13 protein-coding genes are annotated in these 12,709 nt (G+C 64.2%); all 13 read left to right on the forward strand.

Going from position 1 to position 12,709, the window contains the following annotated elements; genetic code table 11:
* Positions 1–4 precede the first annotated feature (4 nt).
* The 13 genes from FJ967_RS21080 (at position 5) to FJ967_RS21140 (ending at position 12,613) form a co-directional block, all read left to right on the forward strand.
* Positions 5–382 (forward strand): hypothetical protein, encoded by a 378-nt coding sequence (locus FJ967_RS21080; RefSeq protein ID WP_140733747.1) that lies wholly within the window; start codon positions 5–7, stop codon positions 380–382.
* Positions 383–414: 32 nt separating this feature from the next.
* Positions 415–576 carry a hypothetical protein gene (locus FJ967_RS21085; RefSeq protein ID WP_140733748.1) on the forward strand — a complete coding sequence of 54 codons (162 nt, stop codon included), beginning with the start codon at positions 415–417 and terminating at the stop codon, positions 574–576.
* A 13-nt stretch (positions 577–589) separates the two neighbouring features.
* On the forward strand, positions 590–1,993 hold the full coding sequence (locus FJ967_RS21090; RefSeq protein WP_140733749.1) for an amino acid permease: 1,404 nt from the start codon (positions 590–592) through the stop codon (positions 1,991–1,993).
* Positions 1,994–2,037: 44 nt separating this feature from the next.
* On the forward strand, positions 2,038–2,727 hold the full coding sequence (locus FJ967_RS21095; RefSeq protein WP_181176045.1) for a hypothetical protein: 690 nt from the start codon (positions 2,038–2,040) through the stop codon (positions 2,725–2,727).
* A complete protein-coding gene (locus tag FJ967_RS21100) occupies positions 2,724–3,053 on the forward strand; it encodes a hypothetical protein (protein ID WP_140733750.1) in 330 nt (109 codons plus the stop codon). The genes FJ967_RS21095 and FJ967_RS21100 overlap by 4 nt, the downstream gene beginning before the upstream one ends.
* Positions 3,054–3,138: 85 nt before the next feature.
* Positions 3,139–4,035, forward strand: coding sequence for a glutamine amidotransferase family protein (locus tag FJ967_RS21105; RefSeq protein WP_140733751.1), 897 nt, complete (start codon positions 3,139–3,141; stop codon positions 4,033–4,035).
* Positions 4,036–4,039: 4 nt separating this feature from the next.
* Positions 4,040–4,762 (forward strand): GXGXG domain-containing protein, encoded by a 723-nt coding sequence (locus FJ967_RS21110; RefSeq protein WP_140733752.1) that lies wholly within the window; start codon positions 4,040–4,042, stop codon positions 4,760–4,762.
* Positions 4,763–4,768: 6 nt separating this feature from the next.
* Entirely contained in the window at positions 4,769–6,097 is a 1,329-nt protein-coding gene (locus tag FJ967_RS21115) for an FMN-binding glutamate synthase family protein (protein ID WP_140733753.1), read from the forward strand.
* A 32-nt stretch (positions 6,098–6,129) separates the two neighbouring features.
* The gene (gene glnT / locus FJ967_RS21120) at positions 6,130–7,437 is read left to right on the forward strand and encodes a type III glutamate--ammonia ligase (protein WP_140733754.1); all 1,308 of its coding nucleotides are present in this window, start codon (positions 6,130–6,132) and stop codon (positions 7,435–7,437) included.
* 36 nt (positions 7,438–7,473) lie between these two features.
* Positions 7,474–8,727 (forward strand): sarcosine oxidase subunit beta family protein, encoded by a 1,254-nt coding sequence (locus FJ967_RS21125; protein ID WP_140733755.1) that lies wholly within the window; start codon positions 7,474–7,476, stop codon positions 8,725–8,727.
* A 16-nt stretch (positions 8,728–8,743) separates the two neighbouring features.
* The gene (locus FJ967_RS21130; protein ID WP_140733756.1) at positions 8,744–9,019 is read left to right on the forward strand and encodes a sarcosine oxidase subunit delta; all 276 of its coding nucleotides are present in this window, start codon (positions 8,744–8,746) and stop codon (positions 9,017–9,019) included.
* Entirely contained in the window at positions 9,019–12,000 is a 2,982-nt protein-coding gene (locus tag FJ967_RS21135) for a sarcosine oxidase subunit alpha (RefSeq protein ID WP_140733769.1), read from the forward strand. The genes FJ967_RS21130 and FJ967_RS21135 overlap by 1 nt, the downstream gene beginning before the upstream one ends.
* Complete coding sequence (locus FJ967_RS21140) at positions 11,993–12,613, forward strand: sarcosine oxidase subunit gamma family protein (RefSeq protein ID WP_140733757.1); 621 nt, start codon at positions 11,993–11,995, stop codon at positions 12,611–12,613. The genes FJ967_RS21135 and FJ967_RS21140 overlap by 8 nt, the downstream gene beginning before the upstream one ends.
* The last annotated feature ends 96 nt before the right edge of the window (positions 12,614–12,709 follow it).

Below are 12,709 nucleotides of genomic sequence, written 5' to 3' on the forward strand. Positions count from 1 at the left end.
AGACATGCCTCGTTATACGCCGCCGGAGCAAAGCAAAGCCGGGCAGATTTTCGATATCGCCGTCGTCGTGGTCGCCATCTTCGTGGCGCTGTGGCTGCCGCTGAAAATGGGACTGGCGGGAGCGGCGAAGTCCATCGACGCACTCGACGCCAAGACCTGGGAAGCACTTGGCCAGAACCCGACAATGGCCTCGATCTGGGAGAAGCTCGGCTACACGCCGGAGACCGCGCATGACGTCATCCAGAATCGGTTCCACTACGTGATCGACTGGCCGACATTGATCATCATGGCGGCGGTGCTCATCGGGTATTTCGTCTTCCTGTTTCGCGCATCCGATCGCGAATATCGAGATGTCATCAAAGAAAAATTCGACGACAAATAAGGTTCGACGACGAAGAGTTTGGGGACAAGATCATGTGGATGGCGCTCTCTTACGCATGCTGGTGCATTTCGATCGTGCTCGCGCTGTGGATGCTCTACGACTGGTTCAAGGTCGACACGACCTATTCCGAGGAGACCTTGACCTCTTCGCGCGAAGGCGAACTTGAAGCCGTTTCCGAAACACACCGGATCTGAGTGGGGACTGAAAATGACGGTCACGGCTGAATCAGCAGGGACGGCGGTAAACGGCGACAGGGTTTCGCTGCTCAGGGTGCTCGGCCCGGCCCACGTGTGGGCACTCGGGGTCGGCATCGTCCTGGTCGGTGAATTTACCGGCTGGAATTTCTCGGCCGACAAGGGCGGCGCGCTGGCGGCGCTGATCGTCTGCTGGATCGTCGGACTGCTCTACACCTCGGTCGCCATGATCGATTCCGAAGTGACCTCGACCGTCGCCGCCGCCGGCGGCCAATATGCGCAGGCCAAGCACATTGTCGGTCCGCTGATGGCGTTCAACGTCGCGCTGTTCCTGGTGTTTGCCTACACAATGCTCGAAGTGTCGGACGCCATCCTGCTCGGCGATACGATCGTCGCCAAGGCCGGCGTCGAGGGGCTGACCCACAATTCCTTCATCGCCGCCACCATCGTGGTGCTGGCATGGCTCAACTATCGCGGCGTGCTGATGACGCTCAACGTCAACTTCGTCATCACGGCCATCGCCTACATCTCGATCGTCATCCTGTTCTTCTCTGTCAGCCCGTGGACGCAGGGCGCCGTGCTGAAGCTCAACGAACTGGTCACGCCCAACAACGCGCTGCCCTATGGCTGGATCGGCGTCATCGCCGCCTTCCAGTTCGGCATCTGGTATTATCTCGGCATCGAAGGCACGACGCAGGCGGCCGAGGAAGTGCGCTCGCCGGCACGCTCCCTGCCCTACGGCACCATGGCCGGAATGATCACGCTCCTGATCGCCGCCGCCATGACCTGGTATGTCTGCGCCTCGCTGATGCCATGGGAATATCTCGGCATCACCTATTATCCGCTCTGGGACGCCGGCAAGCTGACCGGCAGCCCGCTGCTGGAGAACCTTCTGTTCGTCGCCACCTTGCTGGCGGCGCTTGCCTCGGCCAATGGCTGCATCAACGACGCAGCACGGGCCTGGTTCTCGCTCGGTCGCGACCGCTATCTGCCGAGCTGGTTCTCGGCCGTGCATCCCAAGTACCGGACGCCCTACCGTTCGATCCTGTTCCTGCTGCCTATCGCGCTGGCCTTCGCCTTCATCGCCGACCTCAACCAGGCGATCACCTTCTCGATCCTGTCGGGCGTGCTGCAATACACCTTCATGAGCATCAACATCATGATGTTCAGGAAGAAGTGGCCACTCGGCACGATCCGGCGCGGCTACACGCATCCCTTCCATCCGCTGCCGGCGATCGTGCTGTTCTGCCTTTGCGTGGTGACCTACTTTGCCATCTTCCTCGGCTTTGGCTCGCAGTTGATCGCCATGACCATCTTCTATTTCCTGATTTCCGTGTGGTTCCACTTCTACCGTTACAAATTCGTCCGGCGTGGCGACCAGTTCACCATGCCGTGGCCGAAACCGCAGGGATATTGATGGAGGAAGGGCCTCCCGGATACGGGACGGCCTGGGCCTGACAAATGTCCGAGGTGACATCAACACTGCTTGCCGGAGCAATCGCCCTGGCCGTCATCCTCCACCTGATGTGGCTGGCGCGCCGCAGCCGCGAGCGGCAGGCAGCCTCGCTCGCGGCGGAGCAGAGCGCCATTCGCACCGTGATCGCCGACGCGGCCAACGTCTCTGACGGCGCCGCCGGCGTCATCACCTGGGAAGGATCCTGGCAGGGGCTGCGCGTTCAGGCGCGCACCATCGTCGACACGCTGGCGACGCGAAAACTGCCGGCGCGCTGGCTGTCGGTCTCGATCACCGAGAAGGTTGCCGTGGCGGCCACTTTCGACATGATGATGCGGCCGGGTTCGCCGACGACATTCTCAAACTTCGACCATCTGGAACACACTTTGCCCAAGGCGCCCGGCTTCCCGCCCGAAGCGGTATTGCGGACAGACCGCAGGGGCACGCGCTTTCCGCAAGGCGTCATTGCCGGTCATCTCGAACTCTTCGGCGAAGGCCGCGCCAAGGAATTGCTGATCACACCCAAGGGTGTGCGCATCGTCTGGCTGCTGGCCGAGGCCGAACGGGCGCGTTACGGCGTGTTCAGGCAGGCGGCGTTCGGCGGCGCCGCCATCGATCCGGCGCTGATCGAGCGGCTGCTGACATCCTTGTCCAAGCTTCGCGACGCCATCAACAGGAATGAACGGCAGGCCGCATGACCAGTTCGCCCACCACGCCCGCGCCAGTGAGCCCCTATCTCGTCATGGGGGCGGCAATCGTGCTGCCGGGCAGCGGCCACGTCATGCTGGGCGTGCCGGCGCGCGGCCTGCAGTTTCTTTTCTTCATGGTCATCCTGGCCTGGGTGACGGCCAAGATTTCACCGCCGGATGCCAGCTTCGTCGGCCGTCACGCCGGCGGCTTCCTGATCTATGCGCTGTCGATCCTCGACGCCTACAAGCTCGCCCGTATCCGAACCGCCAAATGGGTCCATAATGCCCGGCGCGATGCCGATGACGCGCGAAGCGGCATCGGACCGCATGCGTAACCAGAGGAAAATTTCTTTCATACCATTGAATTCAGAGATTTCATTCGGTACATCATCTCATAGTCATAAACCCCGGGAGGCTGACATGTGCGGAATCGTTGGACTTTTCCTGAAGGACAAGGCGCTGGAGCCGAAGCTCGGCGCGATGCTGTCGGAGATGCTGGTGTCGCTCAGCGATCGCGGCCCAGACAGCGCCGGCATCGCCATCTATGGCGAGGCATCGCGCAACGAGGCGAAGATCACCATCCAGTCGCCGAAGCCGGACCGCGATTTCCGCGGGCTGGATGCCGAGCTTTCCAAGGCTGTCGGAGCGCCGGTGACGATCAGCGTGAAATCGACACATGCCGTTATCAGGGCCACGCCCGACAAGGTCGACGCGGCGCGTGAAGCCCTGCAGTCGCTGCGGCCCGATGTCCGTATCATGGGTGCCGGCGAAGCCGTCGAGATCTACAAGGAAGTCGGCTTGCCGGAAGCTGTCGTCGAGCGCTTCGACGTGCGCAAGATGACCGGCACGCACGGCATCGGCCATACCCGCATGGCGACGGAATCGGCTGTCACCACGATGGGCGCGCATCCCTTCTCGACCGGCGCCGACCAGTGCCTGGTGCACAATGGGTCGCTGTCCAACCACAACAATGTGCGGCGCGAGCTCGTCCGCGAGGGCATGAAATTCGAGACCGAGAACGATACCGAGGTGGCGGCCGCCTATCTGTCCTCGCAGATGGCGCATGGCAAGAATCTCGGCGAAGCGCTGGAGGGCACGCTCTCCGACCTCGACGGCTTCTTCACCTTCGTCGTCGGCACCAAGAACGGTTTCGGCGTGGTGCGCGACCCGATCGCCTGCAAGCCCGCCGTGATGGCCGAGACCGACCAGTATGTCGCTTTCGGCTCCGAATATCGCGCGCTGACCAAACTGCCCGGCATCGACAATGCGCGGGTCTGGGAGCCGGAGCCCGCCACCGTTTATTTCTGGGAGCATTGAGTTCATGCCGGCAACCTCCAAGGCAACGCGCGAAAGCCATGCCCGCGTCTTCGACCTCGACGTCCAGTCGTTGCGCGAACTCAACCAGGCACTGCATCAACTGACCGCCGGCTCCAACGAGACGGCATGGGAAGTGCTCAACCCGAAAGGCAACCACTCGGTCGCCGTCGGCGTCGACCAGCCCGTCAGCATCGATGTGCGCGGCAGCGTCGGCTATTATTGCGGCGGCATGAATTCAGGCAGCGCCATCACCGTGCATGGCTCGGCCGGCCCCGGCGTCGGCGAGAACATGATGGCCGGCTCGATAACCGTCAAAGGCGACGCCAGCCAATATGCCGGCGCAACCGGCAAGGGTGGCCTTTTGGTCATCGAGGGTAATGCGTCGTCGCGCTGCGGCATCTCGATGAAGGGCATCGATATCGTCGTGCATGGCAATATCGGCCATATGTCGGCCTTCATGGCCCAGTCCGGCAACCTCGTGGTGCTGGGCGACGCCGGCGATGCGCTGGGCGATTCCATCTACGAGGCACGGCTCTTCGTGCGCGGCAAGGTCGACAGCCTCGGCGCCGACTGCATCGCCAAGGAGATGCGGCCCGAGCACCTGGAATTGCTGCAGGGCCTGCTCGACCGCGCCGGCGTGACCGACGTCAAGCCGTCGGAGTTCAAGCGCTACGGTTCGGCGCGCACGCTCTACAATTTCAATATCGACAACGCCGACGCGTATTGAGGCAAGATGACGTACCGCAACCCGCCGACGACACCGCGCAAATCCGCAACCTTCGACGACTACACGCTTTCCGAAATCCGCCGCGCGGCGGCGACCGGCATCTATGATATCCGGGGCGCCGGCGCCAAGCGCAAGCTGCCGCATTTCGATGACCTGCTGTTCCTCGGCGCCTCGATCTCGCGCTATCCGCTGGAAGGCTATCGCGAGCGCTGCGACACCTCGGTGGTGCTCGGCTCGCGTCATGCCAAGAAGCCGATCGAGCTGAAGATCCCGATCACCATCGCCGGCATGAGCTTCGGCTCACTGTCGGGCCCGGCCAAGGAAGCGCTCGGCCGTGGCGCGACGTTGTCCGGCACCTCGACCACGACCGGCGACGGCGGCATGACCGAGGAAGAGCGCGGCCATTCCAAGCAGCTCGTCTATCAGTACCTGCCGTCGCGCTACGGCATGAACCTGCGCGACCTGCGCCGCGCCGATGCCATCGAAGTGGTCGTCGGCCAAGGGGCCAAGCCCGGCGGCGGCGGCATGCTGCTCGGCCAGAAGATTTCGGACCGTGTCGCAGAGATGCGCACGCTGCCCAAGGGCATCGACCAACGCTCGGCCTCGCGCCATCCCGATTGGACCGGCCCCGACGATCTCGAGATCAAGATCCTCGAACTGCGCGAAATCACCGACTGGGAAAAGCCGATCTACGTCAAGGTCGGCGGCGCCCGCCCCTATTACGACACAGCACTCGCCGTGAAGGCCGGCGCCGACGTCGTCGTCGTCGACGGCATGCAGGGCGGTACGGCGGCGACCCAGGAAGTGTTCATCGAGAATGTCGGCCAGCCGACGCTCGCCTGCATAAGGCCGGCGGTGCAGGCGCTGCAGGATCTGGGCATGCACCGCAAGGTGCAGCTGATCGTTTCCGGCGGCATACGCAACGGCGCCGATGTCGCCAAGGCGCTGGCGCTCGGTGTCGACGCCGTGTCGATCGGCACGGCGGCGCTGGTGGCGCTCGGCGACAACGATCCCCGCTGGGAGGCGGAGTACAACGAGCTGGGCACCACCTCAGGCGCCTATGACGACTGGCACGAGGGCAAGGATCCTGCCGGCATCACCACCCAGGACCCGGAACTGATGAAGCGGGTCGACCCGATCGCGGCCGGACGGCGGCTCGCCAACTACCTGAAGGTGATGACGCTCGAAGCTCAAACCATTGCCCGCGCCTGCGGCAAGAACAGCCTGCACAATCTCGAACCCGAGGACCTCGTCGCGCTCACGATCGAGGCAGCAGCGATGGCTGGCGTTCCGCTGGCCGGCACCAACTGGATACCGGGGAAAAACACCTTCTAAGCCTTCAGCATGCCAATAAGCGAGGAACTATAATGGGGAACGATCTCGCCGCTTTCGCCAAGAAGAACGGCGTCAAGTATTTCATGATTTCCTACACTGACCTGTTCAGTGGGCAACGTGCCAAGCTGGTGCCGGCGCAAGCCATATCAGACATGCAGAAGGACGGCGCCGGCTTTGCCGGCTTCGCCACCTGGCTCGATCTGACGCCGGCGCATCCCGACATGCTGGCGGTTCCCGACCCGGACTCGGTCATCCAGCTGCCGTGGAAACCCGATGTCGCCTGGGTCGCCGCCAACTGCATCATGGACGACAGGGAGGTCGATCAGGCGCCGCGCAACACGCTGAAGCGGCTGATCGCCGAGGCCGCCGCCGACGGCATGCATGTCAAGACCGGCGTCGAGGCCGAGTTCTTCCTGATCACGCCGGACGGCAAGGCGATCTCCGACCAGTACGATACGGCGTCGAAACCCTGCTACGACCAGCAGGCGGTGATGCGCCGGTATGACGTCATCGCCGAGATCTGCGACCACATGCTGGCGCTCGGCTGGGGCGCCTACCAGAACGACCATGAAGACGCCAACGGCCAGTTCGAGATGAACTGGGCCTTCGACGACGCGCTGGCGACCGCCGACAAGCACTCCTTCTTCAAGTTCATGGTCAAGTCGATCGCCGAGAAGCACGGCCTGCGGGCTACCTTCATGCCGAAACCCTTCCAGGGTCTGACCGGCAATGGCTGCCACGCCCATATCTCTGTCTGGGACAAGGCGGGCAAGACCAATGTCTTCGCCGACAATTCGATGGAGCTCGGCCTCTCGGCCAAGGGCAAGAACTTCCTCGGCGGCATCATGAAGCATGCTTCGGCGCTCGCCGCGATCACCAATCCAACGGTCAATTCCTACAAGCGCATCAACGCCCCACGCACCATCTCTGGCGCGACCTGGGCACCGAACACGGTGACCTGGACCGGCAACAACCGCACTCATATGGTGCGCGTGCCCGGCCCCGGCCGCTTCGAACTGCGCCTGCCCGACGGCGCCGCCAACCCTTATCTGCTGCAAGCGGTGATCATCGCCGCCGGTCTCGACGGCATCCGCTCCAAGGCCGATCCAGGCAAGCGCTACGACATCGACATGTACCAGCACGGACATACGGTGAAAGGCGCGCCGAAACTGCCGCTCAACCTGCTCGACGCGCTGCGCGAGTTCGACAAGGACAAATCGCTCAAGGCGGCGCTGGGTGAGGAATTCTCGTCGGCCTACCTAAAGCTGAAGCACCAGGAATGGAATTCCTATGCTTCGCACTTCACGCAATGGGAGCGCGACCATACGCTGGACATCTGATGTCCGGTTTAAGGCGAGCGACCTCGGAATGAATTGATGAAATACTCGATCTTCTCGCTCGCCCGCGCCGCCCTTTCCGGCCACAAGACCTGGCAGCGCACCTGGCGCGACGCCACACCGAAAGACCATTACGACGTGGTGATCATCGGCGGCGGCGGCCATGGCCTGGCCACCGCCTGGTTCCTGGCCAGCGAGTTCGGCATCAGGAATGTCGCCGTTCTCGAAAAGGGATGGATCGGTTCCGGCAATGCCGGCCGCAACACCACCATCATCCGCTCCAATTACGGCCTGCCCGGCAATACCGGCTTCTACGAACTGTCGATGAAGCTGTGGGAGCGGATGGAGCAGGATCTCAACTACAACGCCATGGTCAGCCAGCGCGGCGTTCTCAATCTCTACCATTCCGACGGGCAGCGCGATGCCTATGCGCGGCGCGGCAACACCATGCGCATCAACGGCATCGACGCCGAACTGCTCGACCAGGCGGCGCTGAAGAAGATGCTGCCATTCCTGAATTTCGACCATGCGCGTTTTCCCGTGCAAGGCGGGCTCCTGCAGCGCCGCGGCGGCACGGCGCGGCATGACGCGGTGGTCTGGGGCTATGCCCATGCGGCGAGCGCGCTCGGCGTCGACATCATCCAGAATTGCGAAGTGACCGGCTTTGTCAGGGACGCCCATGGCAAGGTGACGGGCGTCGAGACCTCGCGCGGCAGGATCGGCGCCGGCAAGGTCGGCATGGCCGTGGCCGGCTCCTCGTCACGCGTCGCGGCGATGGCCGGCATGCGCCTGCCGATCGAAAGCCATGTGCTGCAGGCCTTCGTCTCCGAGGCGATCAAGCCGCTCATCCCCGGCGTCATGACCTTCGGCGCCGGCCATTTCTACGTCAGCCAGTCCGACAAGGGCGGCCTGGTCTTCGGCGGCGATATCGACGGCTACAATTCCTACGCCCAGCGCGGCAATCTGCCCGTCATGGAGGATGTCTGCGAAGGCGGCATGGCGATCATCCCGATGATCGGCCGCGTGCGGCTTCTGCGCCAGTGGGGCGGCATCATGGACATGTCGATGGACGGCTCGCCGATCATCGACAGGACGCCGGTCGACGGGCTCTATCTCAATGCCGGCTGGTGCTATGGCGGCTTCAAGGCGACGCCGGGTTCAGGCTTCGTCTTCGCCCATCTTCTGGCCCGCGACGAGATGCACAAGGAGGCGGCGCTGTTCCGTCTCGACCGCTTCCAGCGCGGCGCCATGATCGACGAAAAGGGCCAGGGCGCCCAACCGAACCTGCACTGAGGACAGTCGGAAAACCATGCGTATTGTCTGTCCCTTCTGCGGCGAACGCGAACTTGGCGAGTTCACCTATCTCGGCGATGCCAAGCCACAGCGGCCGGCGGCCGACGCCGGCGAGGACGCCGTCTACGACTATGTCTATATGCGCGACAACATAGCCGGGGTGATGAGCGAGAACTGGTACCATGGCGGCGGTTGCCGGTCCTGGCTGAAGGTCACCCGCAACACGCTGACGCACGAGATTTCGGCCGTTGAGGCGGCAGCGGGCGCCGGCGCCGCCAAGGTTGGTGCATGATGGCCGGCAGTCAGTCAAACCGGCTCGCCAATGGCGGTCTCATCGACCGTTCGGCACCGCTGAGTTTCACCTTCGACGGCAAGAGCTTATCCGGCTTCAAGGGCGACACGCTCGCCTCGGCGCTGCTCGCCAGCGGCGTCAAGCTGGTTGGCCGCTCGTTCAAGTACCATCGCCCGCGCGGTATCCTGACGGCTGGCTCGGAAGAGCCCAACGCGCTTGTCGAACTGCGCAGCGGCGCGCGGCGCGAGCCGAACACCAAGGCGACGACGGCCGAACTCTATGAAGGCCTCGAAGCCGCCAGCCAGAACCGCTGGCCGTCGCTCAATTTCGACGTCATGTCGGTCAACCAGTTGTTCGCGCCGATCTTCGTCGCCGGCTTCTACTACAAGACCTTCATGTGGCCGGCGAAGTTCTGGGAAGCGATCTACGAGCCGGCGATCCGCCGCGCCGCAGGCCTCGGCCGTGCGGCAACGGTCTCCGACCCCGACCACTATGACAAGGCCTGGGCGCATTGCGACGTGGTGATCGCCGGTTCCGGGCCGGCCGGTCTTGCGGCGGCGCTGGCCGCCGGCCGCAGCGGTGCGCGGGTCATCCTGTGCGAAGAGGATTTTGTCGTCGGGGGCAGGCTGCTTTCCGATGGCGGCACGATCGACGGGCTGCCGGCGGCCGAGTGGCTGGCGCGCACGCTGGCCGAACTCGCCTCGCTGCCGGACGTGCGCATCATGACGCGCACGACGCTGTTCGGCGTCTATGACGGCGGCACCTACGGCGCTATCGAGCGCGTCAACGACCATCTGCCCTCACCGCCCGAGCATGAGGTTCGGCAGCGTCTGTGGCGGATCGTGGCCAAGCGATGCGTCGTCGCGGCCGGCGCTCTGGAACGGCCGATCGTCTTTGCCGGCAACGATACGCCCGGCGTGATGATGGCGTCGGCGATGCGCAGCTATATCAGCCGTTATGCGGCAGCGCCGGCAAAACGCATCGCGCTGTTCACCAACAATGAGCATGGCTGGCGCACGGTCGAAACCGCGCTTGAAGCCGGATTGCAGGTCGCGGCCGTGATCGACGCCAGGGCGGAGGTTTCGCCGGTACATCGCTCGCTGGCCAGCAAGGGCGGCTTCCCGGTGCTGCACGGCTCCGTCAGCGGCGTCGACGGCGGCAAGGCCGGCGTGCGCAAGCTCTCCGTTTCGCTGACCGGCGGCGCGCGCGCCGAAGTGGAAGCCGACGGGCTTGCCGTTTCCGGCGGCTGGAACCCGACGGTCGGCCTTACCTCCTACCATCGCGGCCGGCCGAAATGGCGCGACGACATCGCGGCCTTCGTTCCGGATGGCGCCCCGCCCGGCATGGTGGCCGTTGGCGCGGCCAACGGCGCCTTCGGTCTCGGCGCCTGCCTGCGCGAAGGGTTTGAAGCAGGCTCGGCCGCGGCCCGCGATGCCGGGCGCAGCGGCGGTACCGGCTCCACGCCGGTTGCCGACGACGCGGCTTTCTCGCTGACGCCGCTCTGGCATGTCGCCGGCAAGGGCAAGGCCTTCGTCGACCAGCAGCACGACGTCACCGCGTCGGATATCGAACTGGCCCAGCGCGAAGGGTTTGAATCGGTCGAGCATCTGAAGCGTTACACCACGCTCGGCATGGCGACCGATCAAGGCAAGACTTCGAATGTCGCCGGCCTCGCCATCATGGCGGCGGTCTCCGGCCGCTCCATCCCCGAGACCGGCACGACGATCTACCGGCCGCCCTATGTGCCGGTGGCGATCGGCGCCTTTGCCGGCCACCACCGCGATGAGAATTTCCATGCGACACGGCTGACGCCGTCGCATCATTGGGCCTCCGAACAGGGCGCGATCTTCGTCGACACCGGGCTGTGGAAGCGTGCGCAATGGTATCCGCTGGCCGGCGAAAAGGATTGGCTGGAATCGGTGACCCGCGAGGTCAAGGCGGTGCGCTCCGGCGTCGGCTTCTGCGATGTCTCGACGCTCGGCAAGATCGACGTGCACGGCCCCGATGCCGGCGCCTTCCTCGACCGCGTCTATATCAACACCTTCTCCAACCTTGCCGTCGGCAAGGCGCGCTACGGGCTGATGCTGCGCGAGGACGGCATCGTCTATGATGACGGCACGACGTCGCGTCTGGCCGAGGATCATTATTTCCTCACCACCACCACGGCCAAGGCGGGACTGGTGATGCAGCATCTCGAATTCTGCCGCCAGGTCCTGTTCCCCGAACTCGACGTGCAACTGACCTCGGTCTCCGACCAGTGGGCGCAGTTCTCCATCGCCGGACCGAAGACGCGCGATCTCCTGAAGCAAATCGTCGATCCGACCGAGGACCTCTCCAACGAAGGCTTCCCGTTCATGGGTGCTCGCGAAGTGAAGTTGCGCGGCGGCATCAAGGCGCGGCTGTTCCGCATTTCCTTCTCTGGAGAGATGGCGTTCGAGATTTCGGTGCCGGCGCGCCATGGCGAGGCGATGGCCCGCAATCTGATGATAGCCGGCAAGCCGTTCGGCGTGACGCCTTATGGCACCGAGGCGCTCGGCGTCATGCGGGTCGAAAAGGGTCACGTCGCCGGGCCGGAGCTCAGCGGCACCACCACCGCTTCCGATCTCGGCCTCGGCAAAATGATGTCGACCAAGAAGGACTTCATTGGCCGTGTGATGGCCGGCCGCGAGGCGCTTGTGGCGCCCGACCGACAGGTGGTGGTCGGCATCAAGCCGACCGACAAAGCCCGGCGCCTGCGCTCCGGCGCGCACATCATTCCGAAGGGAGAAATTCCCGGCCCGGACAACGACCAGGGCTACGTCACCTCGGTCTGCTTCTCGCCGACACTGGACCAGTGGATCGGCCTCGCCCTTGTCGAGCGCGGCCGCGAGCGCTTCGGCGAGATCGTGCATGCGCATGACCCGCTGCGCGGCGAGGATTACGATGTCGAACTCTGCAATCCCGTCTTCTACGATCCGGATGGAGGGCGCCAGCGTGGCTGAGTTTTCCTGGGATATCCGCAGCCCGCTTGAACGGGCACTCATCACCGGCCCGCATGGAGCCCCAGGTGATACCGTCGTGTCGCTGACCGAAATCCGAAATTTCGATCTCGTCCAGGTTATGGCGCGGCGCGGCAAGGCGGCCGAAATGGCGACAGCCGCCAAGGCTCGCTTCGGCATTGCCGCACCGGTGAGGCCGCAGACAGCCGCGACCGCCGACGCCACCCTGATCTGGTCGGGGCCGGACCAGTTCATGGTGTTGTCGAAAGACGGCAGATATTCGATCGAGGCACTTGCCCCCGGCTTTGCCGGGTCAGCCTCGCTGTCCGACCAGTCGCATGCCCGCGTACTGATCTGCATTTCGGGGCCGAAGGCACGCACCATGCTGGCCAAGCTGTCGTCGATCGACCTGCATCCCGCCGTGTTTGGCGTGAGCGCCGCGGCGGCGACCTCGATGGATCATACGAGCGTCACGCTGTGGCGCGGTGCGGATCGCGACGGACAGGCGGTGTTCAACCTGCTGGTGTTCGCGACCTTTGCCGAGAGCCTGTGGCACACCATTCTGGACTCGGCCGCGGAGTACGGCGTCGCGACCGCGCATTCCGAGGCGCTTTAAGCTCGCCAATCGAAGATGTCAGCGCCGCCCCTTGTATCTGCACGGAGGAGAGTTTGTGCGATGTAAGCGACTGAGCCTCGGACCGGATGGCCATCC

It is taken from the genome of Mesorhizobium sp. B2-3-4, assembly GCF_006442315.1.
Lineage (GTDB): Bacteria > Pseudomonadota > Alphaproteobacteria > Rhizobiales > Rhizobiaceae > Mesorhizobium.